The following is an 18,815-nucleotide window of genomic DNA, read 5'->3' as shown; positions in this document are numbered from 1 at the left end:
TTAATTTTAGTATAGTAGGAGGAATTACATTGACCTCAATTGAACGTACAGCCTATCCAAGGTTTAAACAAAACTTAACTCGAAAAGAATTGAAAGAGATTTATACCGTCACATATGAGGAAAACCAATTTGCCCATAAAGTAGCACGTGGAACTATTCCGGTCTTTAGCCTTTTAGTTATGCTAAAGTCTTTCCAACGACTAGGTTATTTTCCACGTCCAAAAGATATTCCATCTGTGATAATTCATCACATCCGTTCGAGTTTGCGTATATCAAATGAAACCGAACCAAACTTCCGAACAAAGTCCATATATCGACACCAGAAAGCAATTCGTGAGCATTTGCAAGTATTGTCCTTTGGGAAGGATGCTTTACATATTGCTACTAATGCAATATATAAAGCATCTCAAGTGATGGATAACCCCGCTGACCTTATTAATGTTTCTATTGAAGAATTAATTAAGGAACGTTATGAATTACCAGCATTCAGTACACTAGATCGGCTTGCACGTCGAGTAAGAACAATGGTTAATAATCGTCTTTGTAATACAATTTTCGCTCGTTTGTCTAATATAGAAAAAGATAAACTCGATCAATTACTTCATACGTCAAAAGAAACTCAACATTCTGGTTATAATTATTTTAAAGAGGTTCCCAAAAGCCCTTCTATTACTCATATGAAAGATTTACAAAACAGACTTTCATTTATTACCTCTTTCCTTCCAAACATTCATGATTTATTAGAAGGCATTCCAAATTCTAAATTGAAGCACTTTGCTGCTGAAGCGAATTCTTTAGATGCTTCAGAAATAAAGGACTTCGCTCCTCCCAAAAGATATATGCTGTTGTTATCAACTATTTATCGGTCACAAATTACAACTAGGGATAACCTTGTAGAAATGTTTCTAAAAAGGATGGGAATCATTCATAAAAAAGGAAAAGAAGAACTTTCTCTTTTGAGGGAGCAACATCGTTCCATAAGTGAAAATCTTATTTCTGTACTGAGTGAAGTTTTAGAAACAACAGCTATGCATGATGATAATACACAAATTGGCATCAAAATTACTGAGCTATTTGAAGCTAAAGGTGGTATAGAATTTTTAAAACAGGACTGTACAGCAATATCCTCATACAACGGAAATAATTATCTACCACTTTTAGAAAAATTCTATAAGAATCATAGAAAAACATTATTTCGGCTCATCACATTATTAGAAATTGACTCAACAACTCAAGACAATTCCCTCATAAATGCTCTGGAATTTTTATTAGCGAACGAAAACCGTAAGGTTGAACATCTACCTAGCGATATTGATTTATCATTCGCCAGTGAACAGTGGAAACATACAATTCGCGTTGAAAAAAGCACGAATTTACTTTACCGTAAACGTCTTGAAATCTGTATATTTTCTTATTTAGCCTCTGAATTAAAAACGGGAGACCTTAGTGTAAAAGGTTCTGAGAAATATGCTGATTATAGACAACAATTACTTCCATGGGAAGAATGCCAACCGATGGTTGAAGATTATTGTAATGAACTAGAATTACCTTCCTCACCTACTGATTTTGTTAATCGGTTAAAAAGTTGGCTAACATCTGCTGCAAAAACTGTTGATCGAAACTATCCTAACAATGGACAAGTTATCATAACTGAAGATGGAGAACCAATCCTGAAACGCTTGGTACGAAAAGAGTCTTCCAAGAGTAGTAAAATGTTAGAAAAAGAAATTATACAACGACTACCGGAACGAACGATTCTCGATATACTTTGTAACGTTGAACACTGGACTCGTTGTACAAGACATTTCGGCCCATTTTCAGGATCTGAACCTAAATTAGAGCATCCAATTGAACGTTATATTATTACTTCATTTGGATATGGCTGTAATTTAGGGCCAGCCCAAACCGCTAAACATATGCGAAATATAGTAACACCTCATATGATTTCTTTTGTGAATCGTAGACATATCAGCGCCCAAAAATTAGATGCCTCAATTCAAGACATTTTAAATCATTACAACCTCTTTAGCCTTCCAAAACTATGGGGGAGTGGAAAAACAGCCGCCGCTGATGGAACAAAATACGATTTATATGAAGAAAACTTACTGTCAGAATACCACATCAGATATGGGAGCTATGGAGGAATAGCTTATCATCATGTTTCGGATAATTATATTGCTTTATTTAGCCATTTTATCCCCTGTGGGGTTTGGGAAGCTGTTTATATTATTGATGGATTGCTAAAAAACAAGTCAGATATCCAACCCGATACGATTCATGCTGATACACAAGGTCAGTCTACTCCTGTCTTTGCACTTTCTTATCTATTAGGAATCAATTTAATGCCTAGAATTAGGAATTGGAAAGACTTAAAATTTTTTAGACCAAGCAAACATATTCAATATAAACATATAGATCCTTTATTTAGTGATGTAATCGATTGGAAGTTAATTGAGACTCATTGGCAAGATTTATTTCAAGTTGTTTTGTCTATAAAATCTGGAAAGATACTACCCTCAACTCTTCTCAGAAAACTGAGAAGTAATAGTAAAAAGAATCGACTGTACCAAGCATTTCGAGAGCTAGGCAGAGTCATTCGAACGATATTTCTTCTTAGATATATCTCAGATATGAAATTAAGAGAGCAAATTACAGCTAGTACAAATAAAGTGGAAGCATATAATGGTTTTTCAAAGTGGTTATTCTTTGGTGGAGATGGGATTATTACTGAAAATGATCCAGTAGAACAAGAAAAACGTATTAAATATAATGATCTCGTTGCCAATGCAGTCATTTTTCAAAATGTCGTTGATATTACCATGATTTTATGGCAACTCAAAAGAGAAGGTTATCGATTCTCACGAGAAGATCTGGTGATGTTAAGTCCATTTATGACGAAACATTTAAAACGTTTTGGCGATTATGTGATTGATTTACAAAACATTCCACAACCAATAGAAGAGAATATACCTGTATAAAAGATAAACGGGTCATAACATGGAAATAAAAACCAGTCTATGACCCATTTTTACACGTATCTCGGCTGAACCCCTACTATGAAAAAAGTCTACAAAATTGGAGCAATTGTTACTACTTTATGTGTTGCTTGTATTGCGATCTTTACTTTAACTAAGAATGAATCAGTCAATACAGAAACTATAACACCTGAACAAACAATTGTATCTGCTGCAAATGTAAAAGAAGCACCTGAAAATATAAAAGATATTTCAAAAGAAGAATTAAAGGGAAAAATACAATCCCATGAAGAGTTCATTGCGTATTACTATCAACCTACCTGTCATTTTTGTAAAAAAGCTGCACCAGATATAAATAGTATGTCAAAAAAGCATGATAGAACCATCTATCGTATTGATATCTCTACACCAGAAAATCAAAGTGCCTTTCAAGAGTTCGACATTCCAGGTACTCCAGTTATTGTAGCTTATAACAGAGGTGAAGAAGTTGAACGTCTAGAAGGAGCTGTTTCAGCTGCTACATATGATGGATTCTTTGCAAGACGTAATTCGAGCGCTAGCTAGTATAGTGCTCGTTTTTCTTTGGAAGAACGGAGAATTAACATGCAACAAAACGCCCGTATTCATTCTTTAGACATAATAAGAGGTATCGCCATACTATGTATCCTTTTTGCGAATCTACCCACTATGACGGGACTAGATCCCTTTAATCAAGCGGGTTATATTGGTATAGATAAAGTAATTCGCTTTTTAGTAGATTTGTTTATTCAAGCAAAGTTCTACACTATTTTCGCATTCTTATTTGGAGTAGGATTTTATATCTTTATGAAAAATACAAAAGCAAAAGGATATCCAATGTATAGGTTATTTACCCGGAGACTTTGTATTTTACTAATCTTCGGTTTACTCCACTTCATCTTTCTATGGTATGGAGATATTCTACATGCGTATGCTATAGCCGGATTTATTCTATTATTCTTTTATAAGCGATCTACTAAGCTTATTTTTATAGCTGGTTGTAGTTTCTTACTGGTTAGTTATGTATTACATATTATTGTATTTTTGCGAGCAAGTTCTTCTATTACTGAAGTACCAAATTACTATCAATATATTTTTACAGGCAACACTACCAATCACACCGTAAATCTATTTATACATTATTCTCATCAAGTAAAAGCACGTCTTTTCTTTCTAATGACCCAGGAATTCCAGCAACTACTAATAGGAATTCCGGAATATATAGGCTTATTTTTAATAGGGTTATGGGCTGGTAAGAAAAATATTTTTAAAAGGGTACCGGAATTAATAAAGAAAATTAGATTTTTACAGTGGAGTTCGTTATGTATCTCATGTCTTCTCTCTTGTCCTATTATCTACTACTTTATAAAAACAGATGTCTATTACTCTCAGGATATACAACTATGGATTCTATTTGGAGGGAAAACGCTAGCTATATTCTATATTTGTACTCTACTTAGAGTTTGTGAGAATCAAAAATATATAGAATGCCTGCATCCCTTTAAGAATGTAGGCAAGTATGCTTTAACGAATTACATTAGCCAAAGTATACTAACTCTTGTCCTTCTTTCGTTGTACTTTAAAGATGTCTCACACGTATATTACTGGAAATTATGTATCTTCGGGCTTTTTATTAGCTTCGTACAAATTATATTTAGTGAGATTTGGAGTAAACATTTCCGCTATGGTCCAATTGAATGGATATGGAGAAAAGGAATTTACAAGAAATAGAGGTTACTATATGATTCTAAGAAAATGTATGTTTAGAATCATTTGTCCAGAAAACCATTTATTTATAAAATGAGGATAAAAATTAATAATATCAATGCTTTATAGCGATAATTGTGTTAAAGATGAAAAAATGAAAGTAAACTTTAATTTTGCTAGTTACATTTTTTTATTATGAGATTTATTCTGTATAAGTGCACTTATACAGAATAAATCTCTCTATTTACGCTTTTTCTATTCTAAAACTAAATACTCCATCTTTTACTTTTACTAAGTGCGTTCCTGACCAAAAAGTATGTACTTTAAAATAGTACCAATCTCCATTTTTTCTTAAATATTCTTTAATCTCATTTTCTTTATTCCCAAACATACTAATTTCCCCCTTAAAAAAATCACACTGATCTTATTAAACATTAAATAAAAAAGTGCAAAATCTATCAACAGATTTCGCACCAAAAACAGATAAAAGATACAATCACTAGAAACATAGGAGAGTGTTTCACCACCTATTATAACCCATATATTTACATTTTTGTGTTGTAATTTAAAAATATGTAAAGATTCATCATTTTGTTTTTGAATTTTCTTTTTATTTAAGTTATACTAAACTACAAAGAAACAAATCTCCTTTAGGCCGTCAATAATTATGCTAACAACACAAACCAAAAAACCAATTCCCGTGTAATGGAATTGGTTTTTTTGGTGCAATTCAGTCAATACAGCAACTTGAACCCACATTTTCAAATGTAGTCTTATTAATCTTACCATAATTTTAGAATTCATAAACATAAAAAAACTAAATCACTAGTAAGATGCGCGAATCCGCTGCTTTTTCATCAAGAAATCTGGAGTATAACAACAATTAAGTTCATACTAGCATGAACAACAAATGATACTAGTAACCTATTAGTACGCACATATACTACAGCTAGTATAACTCCAATTAAAAAATATCCAAATACAAATGGAAAATCAAAATGCATAATAGAAAAGAACAATGAGCTTATTAGTATGCTCCAAGTTTGCTTAAACTTGGACATTAAAATGTTTATGGCCGCATAACGAAAAACAAACTCTTCTACTAACGGTGCAAGAAAAACAATTGAAACAAGTGCCACAGGAGATATTGCAGCAGCAGCGACTGTACTAGACGTATTTGCTGATTGCGTAGTTAGCTGAAATACACTCTTATCTAACACACTACCAACCATCTGCGCAAGAAATACGAATATGATCCCAACTAAAATCCATATGAATGAATTTCTTGATAATTTAATCGATAACTTTGGGTCGTTTATTATTTCTTTACTATATATAAGAAAGATGATTATCAGCATAAGTGAAAACCCAATTAGTTCCCAATGCACAAGAAGTTGTTGAATTGCTTGCTGTTGGTTTCCCTGAATATCATACCAACCTGTCTTCGCTAGCAATTGTACACCTATTATCCCCACAAACTGCGTCATTATAAAATAAATCAGTATGACATAACCTGATTTATGTATATTACTATTATCCATATTAATGTATTTTCCTTTCACTTTTTGATTTAATTAACGATTTTGTATTAAATCACGAACTTTCACAGGATCCAGTAGTGCTTTTTGTTCGTTATTTTTAATAAAGATTTTGTGTTAGTTTTGTACATTCATTTCTTTTTCTTCTTTAACACGTTTCCGATTACACCAATAGCAAAGATTTGGGCCTTTATAACTCATTGATGGTCTATATAAAGTTTTAACCGGATTGCTACATTTCGGACATTCTTGTTTATCATATTTCACGATTTCGTTCCCCTCTTAAATAAAGATTTGATTCTAACTTGCACATAAACTGAAAACATACATAAGATTTAATTGCCGATACTTTTTCATATAAATCCTGGTCAAAGAGCGCTTTCCCGTGCGTTCTTTTTTCTGTTGAAATAAGGATTTTGTTTAAACTTCATTAACCTTATTGATTCCTTTGCATACATTACAATTACAAGGAAATCTACAGGTTTCCCTAGTCCAGTTACCTTGCATTCCTTGCACACCTTGTGGAAATAACCCGTTATAACTAGCGGGTTATTTTATTTTTGATTACAAGATAACTATTTGGTAATAATTCTTTATAAATCGCGCCTAAACTTTTATAATCTTTATATAAAAATATTAAAAATCATTTAATTATAGGGGGCGTTTTGTATGCTACAGGGCATTAACCATATTTGTTTTTCTGTATCAAACTTGGAAAAATCTATTGAATTCTATCAAAAAATACTTCAAGCAAAATTATTAGTAAAAGGTAGAAAATTAGCGTATTTTGATTTAAATGGATTATGGATTGCTTTAAATGTTGAAGAAGATATACCAAGAAATGAAATTAAGCAATCTTATACACATATGGCTTTCACTGTAACAAATGAAGCATTAGACCATTTAAAAGAAGCATTAATTCAAAATGATGTTAATATTTTACCTGGTCGAGAAAGGGATGAGAGAGACCAAAGATCTCTTTACTTTACAGATCCAGATGGCCATAAGTTTGAGTTCCACACTGGCACTTTGCAAAACCGGTTAGAGTACTATAAAGAAGATAAAAAACATATGACTTTTTACATATAATAAGAAAGCTAGGGCTTTCTTATTTTTTATCAAATAACGCTTATATTAAAATTCCGGATTTCTTATTTCTATTAACTTCTTTTAATTTAGTGTTTTTAGCTCTTTGTATTTCTCACAAACTTCAAGCGCTTCATTAACATCTGACTCATATTTAGTTCCTTTTGCCATTATTCTTAAAGTCTCGTTTATCCAAGCCTGACTCTCCGCATAATTTTTAGCGACCTAAACATTTACCGTTGCACTTAATACCTGCTCCCTCTTTGTTTTTGACATAGTCATTCTCCATTTCTGTACAAAATTCATATTTTATTAAGTTAAGAAATTACGAATTTGAAAACTAAAAAATTATATATAATGATTATATGATAAATATCCAAAAAGTTATGTCAGACTACCTACTAAAATCAAGCCGCTTGCAGATGCTTTAACCCAATCTCTAACGCGCCTGTTCCTCCAAATCCCTGATTAAATAATAGTGGGACATCATACTTCTTTGCGTACTCTTTTGCTACATCAATAGATACCTGGCCACATGCACCTTTTTGAATGACAATAACATCGCATTTTTTTATAACACTTCGAAAGGTTTTCTTTACGCCTCCGTGATTTTTCCCATCATGGAAAATAACCTGGCAGTCTCTTTTTTTGGCCAACTTCTCTAACGTTCTTCCATTTGATCCACCTAAAACTAAAATTGTACTCATTCCCACTCATTCTCCTTATCTTTCTTCTTTATGTATGTACTTGGTGATGTTAATAACACAAGTGTACAAGCAACAATATTCATTAAAACGAAACAAACTATTATTAAAATAATAAAGATCGGGGACAACAAGATAAAAATAAAGCCACTTACTACCAAGCAGATAAAAATAAAACCATTGCTCATGTCTTCGTAACCATCTAGTCCTTGTACAATATTCAAACTATGCATCCAGACTGTGATACTATCCCAATTTTCTATTAACAGATAGCCACCACCCAACAAAAAAGCCCATCCAAGCAACGTTCCTAATAATCCGGAATTTCGTCCTATATAATACCCCGAAACAAAATTAGCAGCTGTTCCAATTAACATTCTCATTTGTATTCCTCCATATTCATTTTAGCGCTATATACAAATTTCATTTAACCATGGTTTTATTATATCAGAAAATTATGAATATTAAATAAATAAATTTAGGTACTCTTTATTTTTTTATAAAAGGGTTGTGTTTTTTCTTCCACAACCCTCATTTCCTTCTTAATCCACAGGTACTTCTTGTCCATGTGGAATTTGTGCAATTGGTGTTACAATTTGTGCATATTTGTTTACCTGCACTTTAAATTGTCGTGGTTCTAAGAAGTTTACCTGTTGAATTAAAACTTCAATATGAAACGTATCTACTTTTTTCCCACGGTCAATTTTGGTAATTCGCGCATTGTAAAACTTATCCCCATTTAGGAAATATCGTTGTACAGCTTCTGTAGCAAGCATACGTTCATTACTTGTCATTTTCATTGGTTCAATACCAAATCCAGCCTTTGTAAACAAATACGGGACATCATAACTACTATTAGAAATTTTTCGTAGTAAATCCTCTACAGTTTTTGTCTTTGCGATATATTCCTCTTCTTTTGTATCAAATTCCTTTGGCTTATCTCCAAGCATCTCAATTTCATCTTGATTTACTTGCTCTTCCTCTTGTACTTGAGATTTCATCATGTAACGATGAATAGTATTATAGGTAGCAACGCCTACTACTAACACTATAATTCCCAATATAACTAAGTACTTACGAGGCAGATTCGCTAACACACTCATGACTTTCTTCATTTCTTCACATCCCAAATCAGTCTATAACATTACGGATTTGCGTCATATGTTGACCTCTTGCCGTATAGTTTAGACCTGTAATTTGTACACCTTTATTATCACCAATATGAATCATTCTTTGATTCCCCATATAAATTGCAACGTGCCCAGGGTTTTCATAGAAAATAAGATCCCCTGGTTGTGCATGATTGATATCTGGTACTTGTTTACCTTGTCCGACTTGAGCACCTGTCCAATCTCCAAGTTGTACACCTATGCTTGTTCTAAAGACATACTGCGTAAATCCTGAGCAATCTGAAGAGCCACCTGGTGGATTACGGTCTCCTAATACATATCTGACTTTTCCTTGCCCTAGCCATTTTTTCGCTTCTTCCAGTACCTTTTGTCGTTTAGCATTTGTCATGGTAGGAGAACCACCAGATGATAACCCTGGATCATCATTTTTCTTAAAGAAATTCATTGGATCCGTCGGTTGATCATTTATACGAATTTGGAAATCTAAATGGACAGCGTATCCAAGCATGTTCAGAACACCATCAACATAGTTAGAACCACCCATTTCCCCTATAATTTGTCCTTTTGTTACCATAGTTCCTGGTGTAACTGAAATCTTACTCAAGTGTAAATAACGGGATACAATGCCATTTCCATGGTCAATATAGACACCTAGACCACCGTAGTTTACATATCCTGTTTGAGCTGTAACTACTCCTGCTTCCATCGACCATACAGGGTCTCCTGGTTTTCCAGCGGTCATGGCTCCAATATTTACAGCATTATGCGGTTTGTTATTATGAATTTCATCAAATGTACCTGTAATACGCCCTGATTTTGTTGGCCATTTCCAACCTTTATCAGAAATCCATTCTCCATCTCCAGCTGCCACGCAACCTGAATCTTTGTAATATTTCAAAACTTTGGAAACATAGCTGTAATCCCCATAGCACGCATTAACCTTTGTTCTGAAATTATTCGGATCGGAGCAACCACCTGGATTTAAATGATTCTTACTCCTTGAGAACTCAATAGCTGTTTCTTCTGAATAGCCACCCTTTGCTAAAGCGTAACTAATAAAACCTTCGCCAAAGTTGTATGACTGCAAAGCGAGTGCAATGTCACCATTGGCCTTTCCTAGTACATCTTTAAATTCCCGTACACCTGCTTCTATAGAAATATTGGGATCTTTAATACACCCTACACGAGCATTTCCCTTTACACCAATACAAGATGAGCTCATGTCTCCATATTGCCCCTCTGATGCCTGCATCGGGTCATTTCCTGCTCCACCTGATTCCTGCATCATTTGGGCAGCCAAAATACCAACATATTGGGCAACACCATGTTTTTCTGCCATTTCTTTAATCTTAGGAAGATATCCTGTAACTTTTGCATTAAGATTAACAGGCTCTCCACCAGGACTCACATTACCTACACACATACCACCAACAAAATTACTAGAAGGTGCAAGATGTCCATACGTTGCCTCTAACAACCCCGCTTCCAATATCTCACGTGCACGCTCTTTTTGACTCTTACTAAACTTTGCGAGTTCCATGGCTTTCTCTAGCCCATGAGAAGATGTTGTCACTTTTTTACTTCCACTTGCATTAATCTCATCTATTTTTTTCTTAAAATCTGTATCTCCTAATATCTTTTTTACATCTGGTCCAGAGTAACTTTCAGATTTTGTTTTTTGCATCTCTTTTTTCTTTTTTTCACAAGGACCATTCGGTCCCGCCTCACATACCTCTTTTTCCGTATATTCTTCATATTGGATATCCAAGAAATATGATATAGCATCATGCGGATCTTTACCAGTTAAATCATTATCATATCGCGCCATGTCAAAGGCGACAACCTCTTTCCAATCCACATTCAGAGCCATTGAGACTTCCATATATTTTTTTACTTGTTCCTCTGTCTTACTTTCATCATCAGTAAAAGGTACAAAAGAGACTAAAATCACACACACAGCAATAATTACTCCCATAATCAAAGCGGCAGGTACTCCAACCGCAGCTATAACGGCACCCACAATTTTTAGTATACCTGCTTTTAGCATTTTGGCAGCAGCTTTCGCTGCCGCCTTTCCTGCTTTTCCTGCCAATTTTGCCATCTTCCCACGCGCTTGCATCCCTTTTTTCTTAATAAAGTGGGAAGCTACATCTTTTAAAGGGTTACTTTTTTTCTGTTCATTTGGATCGTTAGGATTTTGACTCATAGACTTATCACACCATATTTTCCATTTTGAGAATTTCTTCCTCTTCGCTGTGCTAAGCGAGGATTTGGTGCAAATGGAATCAGATTTTGTGGGTCATGTTCTGATAAATTCAGATGCGTCTCTGTACGAACAACTTCGTCCTGTGTATGTGTGACTAAAATTTCTTCTTTTGGTTTAATACTACTGTCTTTCACTTCACAAGCTCTTTCAATCCTTTGGTTTGCTTGTAAACGCGTATCTCCTTTTCCGAATGGCGAAATACGTGACACTGTACCGTCTGTTGTTGTCGCAACCATGTAACTACGATCTCTTTCTACCACCATTTGTACATTCTTATAGCCACCTTGGTCTAAATCAGACATATAGAAGTGACCATTGTCTACCTTGTGATTGACCGTAAGTGGTGGTTCATTAAATACCGGTTTCTGTTGTAACGGTCTTTGATTTTGGTTTCCTACTAATTGATTTGGATTTACATTGATCGAGCGATTGATATTGATTTTTCCACCACTTGAATCTTGTATATAGGCTGGAGATGCTTTCGCACCATTACGATACTGCGTTAATTGTCCATCTGAAATATTTAAGTCCTGATATACGACTTGTCCAGATCGTATACTGCTATCTCCACTACCATAACGAGATACAACTTGCGTCATACCACTAGCGTCTTTTGCTTCAATCCAAGATTTATTATTTGTCGTCACAAGACGTACTGCACCTTTTACAACTGATTGCGCGCCTGTATGATCTGTTGTTGTCGGTACCATCTGTTGAATTTCCTGAATCTCTTTTGCTTCTGTACGAACTGCACTGTTATATGGATTATGTTTACTTACCATACGTGCAGTTGCTTGATAAGCACCCGCACCACCAATCACACCTGCGGCGTAACTTAAGCCTTTTGTCACATTATAGTGGCGCTCTGCTGCATTCCCACCTAATGATGTATTAACTGCAGCAGTAGTCCCACTTATCACTCTTTGTACTGCATTCCCTCCGGATTGTTGAACAGCACTCGCGGCACTAAAGTATGCATTTGATACCGTATCAATGCGATCCGCAAGCATAAGGTGTTTCGCACCTTCCATTACACTCATGCCTAGTTTTGTACTTTGCTGTGTCATACGTCCCACTGCTGAAGTTGGGATAGACATTTTACCAGCACTTTGTGCAATATTCGCTACACTTGTTGATGCATCTGCATAAGAGCGTTCAATTTCCGCAACGGAAAGATCTCCTGCACGTGCTATACTCGCTTGCGTTTGTGTCGCTGCATATACAGCTTTATTGATTGCGCCACCTGTCACAACACCATGTGAACGAACACCTTGAATCGCACTAGTAATTCCAGAACCTACTTGTTGGCTCACCGTTCCAAGACTTGCATGGCTTTGTAAACCTTTCGTTAATTGCGAAGCAAAGGCATCTTTATTAATATACGATTGATTATGTAGACTCTTACCACTCATATCTTTTGCCTGTACGGGCATCGCTCCCGCTTGTACTGCCGCTTGTTGTGCGACTGCTTTAAATTCATTTCCTTTTTCATTCAGATGAGACTGCCAAGCTTGCTCTTTTTGTGGTTGAGACATAGTCGGAGACAAGTTTTTCATAAAGCTTGCCTGTTGTTCTGCTGCATAGCCTTGTTTAAAGGATTCTGTAGAGGCTTGTACCAGGTTCCCAACATTACTTACTTGTTTTGCTTGCTGGCTTCCTTTTCCACTTGTCAAACTGTGCGTTTTCACACCATTGACTGCCTTCTGAATGCCTGCTGTACTAGATACACCCATCGCATTTAAGCCAGGATTTTTTTGTAATTGTTGTGATAAATGAGAAGCGAAAGCTTCTTTATTCGCATAGTTTGTACCGTCTTTTTGCTGTACAATACCAGCTGGTTCTGCCGCTTTTTGCGCATGATTTTGAAATCCTTGTACTTTTTGATCCAAATGCTTATTCCATGCTGCTTCTTTTTCTTGTTGCGGCATATCTGCCGGGAATTGTTTCATAAATCCAGCCTTATGGTCTGCACTATACGCTTTCTTAAATGCAGCAGTAGAAGCACCGACAAGTGCACCGACTTGTCCCATATTTTGATGGCCACTTTCTAACGTTTCTCCTTTTACATCCTCGACTGCTTTTCCGACTTTTCCTAATGCAAGTCGAGAAGCAAACGCATCTTTATTCACATAGGACTTATCAAACAGATTGTTTCCTTGTTTGTCCTTCGCATCAACTGGCATGGCTCCTGCTTTTGTCGCCGCTTGTTCTGCGTGGTTTCTAAATCCTTGTACTTTTGTGTTCAGATGGTCGTTCCAGTGTTTCTCTTTCTCTTCCGCTGACATATTTTCTGGTAACTGACTCATAAATGTACCTTTATGGTCTGACTCATACCCCTTTTGGAATGCATTCGTTGCAGCGTTTACTAAATCTCTAGCATTTCCATATGGTGTAGCGGCTTTCTTCATATTTTGTAAATCTTGTTTCCGCTGATTTGAGAAACGAGACATTTGATCATTGTTTGTTTTCGCTACTTTTTTAGCAATCTCTGCATCAGATGCACCAGGAGCACTACCTAATGCACTTCCAACTTGCGAGCCTGCTACCATCGCTCCCGGTCCAAGACCAGCTCCCGCTGCCATACCGGCAAGTCCTGTTGCTGCTTTACCAATTGAACTTCCAATTTGACCAGCTTTTAACATACGAGCTGCACGAGATGTCGTACCAACATCTGTCCCTAAATTCGCTCCTAATGCATTTTTCGGGTTATCTGCATCTTCTTTATTATCTTTCTCTCCATCTTTCTTTCCCTTTATCTTTTGCACTACGGTAGTCATCACGAACACCTTTAACCAGTCCAGCCACACTCGCTAAAGCCCCCATACCCATCATCGTACCTGCTCTATGAATACCAGCGGATGCATTGGTGCTCAGGCCAATAAAGCTTTTCACAATTTCACCAACTGGGATAAACATGGCAAGCAATACTAATTTTATGATAGGATTTTGTGCACCTCCAATAAGTGTAATGACTAACCATAGGGTAATTGCGTGAATCGCTTGAATTAATACTGCTCCCATAAGTTCACGAATCCAATATAACGTCTGTTGTTTCTTTTGCGGGAACAACCACATTCCTACCATTACAGGGCCTAGTAACATTAATACGTATAGTGTCACAGCACGCATTAAATAATAAAAGTTTGCCCATATCATTAATCCAGCTTCAATAAATAGTCCGAATATGATAAACATATAATCATTTTTATGGCCTTCCATTGAAAGTTCTGTAATCGTCTTATTGTCAGACAGTCCAGACTTTAATAAAGGTATTTGTTGATCCGGGTTGAAATTCCCGTTATTCACTCCATTTATCGCCTCTTTAAATTCCAATGTAATCCAAGAATTTAGATCAAATACAAAATTATAAAAGAAATCTAAGTGCCAGAGGCAAATCGAGATAATCATTAAGTCTTTTGCATATTCAATTAATGCCGTGCGATTATTTGGATTCAGAGTCGTTGCTGAATATTTTGCTGCTGTAATTACTACACTGACGAGAACACAAAAAGCAACAAGTTTAAACATGACAGGCATACCGGTATCTAATACATTCGTAACTGCATTCTTTTCATATAAAAAATCTAGATTAGATTTATCTCCACCAAAGACTAGAACTGGAATAGTATCCATAAATCCATAAATAGGCGCTAGTAGGGCCTTTACCATATGGATAACAAGGCCACCGACCCAATCTATTATTTTCTCAAGCATAATTTCACCTTCCTTTACAAAGGTACGCTACTATCCTGCGTACCCTTGTACTTTCTTCATATTGTTTAGAAGCTCTTGAAGTACCGCTTCATTCGATTCAATAAACATCATTTCTTTATCTGATGGATCTGTTTGAATCCAAACCGAACTATCTCCGACACGGAAAATCCCTTCTCCTTTTCCTGGATTGTTGAGAATAATATCAAGCTCCCCAGCAGTTAAGTTAAAGTTCTCTTGAATTTTTTTCTTATCAATCTTATTTTGTTCTAAGAAGAAATAAGAGAAAGTAGATTGCAAGATACCACGCGCTTTTACATTTTCTAAAATACGAACAAAGTCCTGACTTGCCCAACACATACCGGCATTTCTTTTACGTGAACGACGTGCTACTTTTTCTAAGAAGTTAACCGTTTGTTCATAATCGATAAACTGCCACATCTCATCCACATATAATACTTTTCGCTTGATAGCGTGTTCTGGACTCTTGATCCAATGCTCCCAGATATAGTTCAGGATAACGTGGAAGGCGATTGGTTTTAAGAATCCTTCTTCTAAATGACTAATATTAAAGTTAACAACTCGCGATTCATTTAATTGTGTTTCTACGCCACGACCAAAATGACTTTGTCCATCAAATAATGGTTTTGAACCATCGCGTAAGAATGGACGAATTGCAGCAATTAACTCTTCTGCTTTCACATCGTCTCCATGATTTTCTACTATGACATCGTAGATTTCTTTTAACTCTGGCTCAGGCTTTCTCACTTGTGACTGAATTAATTGGCCATCTACTTTCTTCACTTCATCTGTATATAAAGAGGAAGGGTGGGAAGTAATACCATGTCTCTCAAACACTTCACGGATTGCATCTTCTAGCATTGTACGTTGGAATACATTTAATCCTGGTTGATCAAAGTCTTGTCCGCGAATAATAATGTCAAAGAATCCTAGTATTTCATTGATTTTCTCTAAAATTGGTACAAATCTTACATACTTCACGCCATCACGCTCTACGAGTTCTTTCTTATCGTATTGTTCAAGTGCTTCTAGCTCTTCATCTTTATCCGTAATCTGAAGCTCTGTTACAGCGATTGCACAAGGGTTAATAATGATATTACTTTCAGGTGAAATGTTTAAATTAATACCACCTAAACGTTTTGTAATTTTTACAAACTATGACGATAGGTAAGGTTTTGATTCTATCTCCGCCTTTTCCCCCGCCTCACACCGTACGTGCTAGTTTCCCAGCATACGGCGTTCCATCGTATCCAACTGACTCTGTATAAATTAATTTATATTACTATCGGTTCATTACCAGCCTTAGTTCTTAGCACATTCAATTTATCCATTTGCTTTTTATTAAGATGAAAAGACCGAAGGTAGTGAGTAATCTTATTAAGGTTAGTCATGTGTATGAGTTTGTGTATAAACCAATCCACAATGACCAAGTTGTGGTACCTGTCGTCTCCACCTTTATTAATGGGAATGATGTGATGACAATGTACACGATCAACACCAATTTCTTCACCAGTTATAAAGCATTTACCATACTGAGCAATATACTTTGATATCCTATTATCATTGTATTCAATACTTCTACTCTTCGAGTAGGTATTCATAACTTGAATCAGAACATCCTTGGGTATCGCTTTGAGATTACTATGTACTTTCCTACGCCCTATCTCTGTATAGTTGCAGATAGTCTGTGAAAAGTTTCACGGATTTTTATGGTGTACGCCTGTAACTGGTAAAAGTGGTGTGTTCTGCACAACATAAACCTTAGATGTAGCTTGTATCCCTTTGGCTTTCTTCTTAAATATTGCAGATGTTTCACTAAACTTCATGTGCCTCACTTTATTTTTCAGTCTGGCTTTTATAGTCTTTATTATTGGGTAATTAATCTTTGCTAAGTCCATGTAGATTGTGACTGCATATCTGTAATAATTTTGTATACCAATAAGGGCTATATTAAATCTAGTAACATTTTCCGATGTTGGCTCTTTTTGAATGCTCTTAATTCTTTCTTTCAAAAGCCTCTTGGTTTTTGTAATAGCCTTGTCGGACATGCTAGTTTTAGCAACATGACCAAATTTGGCTTTACCTTGTTTGACTATCTTGATTTTAAAACCAAGAAAATTAGATGCATTCTTTTTGAGGTTAACCACTTTGGACTTTTCAGCATTAATTTCTAATCCCAGACGGGATTTAAGAAAATCCACAGTCGCATGATAGAAGCGTTGTGCTTCTTGATAAGTTCGACACATTATTTTGAAGTCGTCAGCGTACCGTACTATATAACCGCATTTTAGGTTTGTATGTTTCTTTGCATATTGTCTAAATCCTAAATGTTTGGTGGAGGTTCTGTGAGGTTTATAAGTTTCCCACTGACTACTAACCCACCAATCTAGTTCATTTAAAACGATATTTGAGAGTAAAGGAGAAATAATACCTCCTTGCGGAGTACCCTTGTTAGGGATGCCCTCTCCTTCAATTTCAGATTTTAGGATTTTTGAAATAACACATAGGAGAGATTTATCTCTTATTCCTAACGTCCACATTTGTTTTAGTAACTTTCCATGATCAACGTTATCAAAGAACCCCTTAATATCGATGTCAACACAATAATGTTGATGACCAATGTTGATAAGGCTGACTACTCTACTAAAAGCGTGATGTGTACTCCTGTTTGGTCGGAAACCATAGCTATGCTTATGAAATTTCGCTTCACAAATTGGCTCTAACACCTGAAGAATAGATTGTTGAACTAATCTGTCCCAAATTGTAGGAATACCCAAAGGTCGTTTCTTATCACTACCTTCTTTAGGAATAAGAACTCTTCGAACCGCTTGCGGTTTATAGTTAGCTAATCGTTTTCTGACTTCATAAATAATCTTCGAATCATTCAAGTGCCATATGTCTTTTATGGTTAAGTTGTCAACTCCAGGAGTTTTACTTCCCTTATTGGTTTTGATGTTCCGATATGCTAATCGAATATTTTCTTCAGAACCGATGATATCAATCAACTTATAAAAATTGTTACCATTAAGACTACTGGAATATAACTCATCATACTTTCTTTGCATGTCGTAATATTCACTATGTCTTAGTTTGGTTTTCTTTAACATGGGCTGCAACCTCCCTTCGTTTACTGGAGAGCGTTACATCTCTTTAGTCTTACTCGAAACCATGTTAACCGTAAGTAACAGTCAGTCTTCAATCGACTAGTGGCTATCCCTCCGCGTTCGTTACACGCTTCATAGGTACTGTGCCACCACTTTCACTGTCATAAATTTAGGTTATACATCTAGTTAATATCACTAGTGTTTTCCCAAAAACCACTTCATAGGGATGCAAGCCCTCTGTGTCGACAGCTTACCACGTTCCGTCATTCTTATCTTTACATACACTGTTAGGTTTCCCCTATGAGCCTGCTACCTTGATATTGCCTGTAACAATATATGGACTTTCATAAAGGAGAGTTTTACTCATCCACAGTAGCGACACTAATTGTGTCAGCATACCTTTCGATATGCTCCCTGTATAGACCCGTACCATCAGGGATTCGTCCGCACTCCCAAGAACTCGCTGTTGGTCTGTCGTGCATCCTAACCATGAGTGTTTTATAGACTCCCGGCTTATAGGTTACGCCGTCCATCTCTGAACAGTTTTCGTGTCTA

General features: G+C 35.9%; 11 protein-coding genes and 3 pseudogenes. 4 read left to right on the top strand and 10 right to left on the bottom strand.

The window, feature by feature from the left end; all coding sequences use genetic code 11:
• The first annotated feature begins 29 nt into the window (after positions 1-29).
• The 3 genes from MR169_RS07530 (at position 30) to MR169_RS07520 (ending at position 4,724) form a co-directional block, all read left to right on the top strand.
• Positions 30-2,978: a Tn3 family transposase gene (locus MR169_RS07530; RefSeq protein ID WP_242319199.1), complete on the top strand. Its 2,949-nt coding sequence runs from the start codon at positions 30-32 to the stop codon at positions 2,976-2,978.
• 78 nt (positions 2,979-3,056) lie between these two features.
• Positions 3,057-3,539, top strand: a complete 483-nt coding sequence (locus MR169_RS07525) for a thioredoxin family protein (protein ID WP_061884967.1) — start codon at positions 3,057-3,059, stop codon at positions 3,537-3,539.
• A 39-nt stretch (positions 3,540-3,578) separates the two neighbouring features.
• On the top strand, positions 3,579-4,724 hold the full coding sequence (locus tag MR169_RS07520) for a DUF418 domain-containing protein (RefSeq protein WP_242319198.1): 1,146 nt from the start codon (positions 3,579-3,581) through the stop codon (positions 4,722-4,724).
• Between the two features lie 220 nt (positions 4,725-4,944).
• On the opposite strand, the gene MR169_RS07515 is transcribed toward MR169_RS07520, so the two are convergent.
• From MR169_RS07515 to MR169_RS07505, 3 genes are all read right to left on the bottom strand, one after another.
• Entirely contained in the window at positions 4,945-5,091 is a 147-nt protein-coding gene (locus MR169_RS07515) for a hypothetical protein (protein ID WP_242319197.1), read from the bottom strand.
• A 466-nt stretch (positions 5,092-5,557) separates the two neighbouring features.
• A complete protein-coding gene (locus MR169_RS07510; RefSeq protein WP_242319196.1) occupies positions 5,558-6,241 on the bottom strand; it encodes a CPBP family intramembrane glutamic endopeptidase in 684 nt (227 codons plus the stop codon).
• A 114-nt stretch (positions 6,242-6,355) separates the two neighbouring features.
• A complete protein-coding gene (locus MR169_RS07505) occupies positions 6,356-6,505 on the bottom strand; it encodes a hypothetical protein (protein WP_000872738.1) in 150 nt (49 codons plus the stop codon).
• Positions 6,506-6,907: 402 nt separating this feature from the next.
• Between MR169_RS07505 and fosB the strand changes: the two genes are divergently transcribed.
• Positions 6,908-7,327: a FosB/FosD family fosfomycin resistance bacillithiol transferase gene (gene fosB, locus MR169_RS07500; RefSeq protein ID WP_098205159.1), complete on the top strand. Its 420-nt coding sequence runs from the start codon at positions 6,908-6,910 to the stop codon at positions 7,325-7,327.
• Between the two features lie 404 nt (positions 7,328-7,731).
• On the opposite strand, the gene MR169_RS07495 is transcribed toward fosB, so the two are convergent.
• The 7 genes and pseudogenes from MR169_RS07495 to ltrA all read right to left on the bottom strand — a co-directional run bounded on the left by MR169_RS07495 (position 7,732) and on the right by ltrA (position 18,263).
• The gene (locus tag MR169_RS07495; RefSeq protein ID WP_242319195.1) at positions 7,732-8,031 is read right to left on the bottom strand and encodes a DUF2325 domain-containing protein; all 300 of its coding nucleotides are present in this window, start codon (positions 8,029-8,031) and stop codon (positions 7,732-7,734) included.
• Complete coding sequence (locus tag MR169_RS07490; RefSeq protein ID WP_097807777.1) at positions 8,028-8,411, bottom strand: hypothetical protein; 384 nt, start codon at positions 8,409-8,411, stop codon at positions 8,028-8,030. Before MR169_RS07490 ends, MR169_RS07495 begins: the two co-directional genes overlap by 4 nt.
• Before the next feature lie 159 nt (positions 8,412-8,570).
• Positions 8,571-9,143, bottom strand: coding sequence for a hypothetical protein (locus tag MR169_RS07485; RefSeq protein ID WP_199697585.1), 573 nt, complete (start codon positions 9,141-9,143; stop codon positions 8,571-8,573).
• A 16-nt stretch (positions 9,144-9,159) separates the two neighbouring features.
• Entirely contained in the window at positions 9,160-11,364 is a 2,205-nt protein-coding gene (locus MR169_RS07480; RefSeq protein WP_242319194.1) for a lysozyme family protein, read from the bottom strand.
• A pseudogene (locus MR169_RS07475) lies at positions 11,361-15,138 on the bottom strand (type IV secretion system protein). Before MR169_RS07475 ends, MR169_RS07480 begins: the two are co-directional and overlap by 4 nt.
• 30 nt (positions 15,139-15,168) lie before the next feature.
• Positions 15,169-16,311 (bottom strand): annotated as a pseudogene (locus MR169_RS07470) (VirB4 family type IV secretion system protein); the annotation flags it as partial.
• A 119-nt stretch (positions 16,312-16,430) separates the two neighbouring features.
• A pseudogene (gene ltrA / locus MR169_RS07465) lies at positions 16,431-18,263 on the bottom strand (group II intron reverse transcriptase/maturase).
• Positions 18,264-18,815: the final 552 nt, after the last annotated feature.

This window comes from Bacillus cereus group sp. BfR-BA-01349 (assembly GCF_022663795.1).
In the GTDB taxonomy this organism is placed as follows: Bacteria; Bacillota; Bacilli; order Bacillales; family Bacillaceae_G; genus Bacillus_A; species Bacillus_A cereus.
This window is presented reverse-complemented; position numbering and strand designations above follow the sequence as displayed.

Bases quoted from the DNA above. Each gene is read 5' to 3' on its own strand.
- MR169_RS07525 (WP_061884967.1), top strand. From the start codon at position 3,057: ATGAAAAAAGTCTACAAAATTGGAGCAATTGTTACTACTTTATGTGTT.
- MR169_RS07520 (WP_242319198.1), top strand. From the start codon at position 3,579: ATGCAACAAAACGCCCGTATTCATTCTTTAGACATAATAAGAGGTATC.
- MR169_RS07515 (WP_242319197.1), bottom strand. From the start codon at position 5,091: ATGTTTGGGAATAAAGAAAATGAGATTAAAGAATATTTAAGAAAAAAT.
- MR169_RS07510 (WP_242319196.1), bottom strand. From the start codon at position 6,241: ATGGATAATAGTAATATACATAAATCAGGTTATGTCATACTGATTTAT.
- fosB (WP_098205159.1), top strand. From the start codon at position 6,908: ATGCTACAGGGCATTAACCATATTTGTTTTTCTGTATCAAACTTGGAA.
- MR169_RS07495 (WP_242319195.1), bottom strand. From the start codon at position 8,031: ATGAGTACAATTTTAGTTTTAGGTGGATCAAATGGAAGAACGTTAGAG.
- MR169_RS07490 (WP_097807777.1), bottom strand. From the start codon at position 8,411: ATGAGAATGTTAATTGGAACAGCTGCTAATTTTGTTTCGGGGTATTAT.
- MR169_RS07485 (WP_199697585.1), bottom strand. From the start codon at position 9,143: ATGAAGAAAGTCATGAGTGTGTTAGCGAATCTGCCTCGTAAGTACTTA.
- MR169_RS07480 (WP_242319194.1), bottom strand. From the start codon at position 11,364: ATGAGTCAAAATCCTAACGATCCAAATGAACAGAAAAAAAGTAACCCT.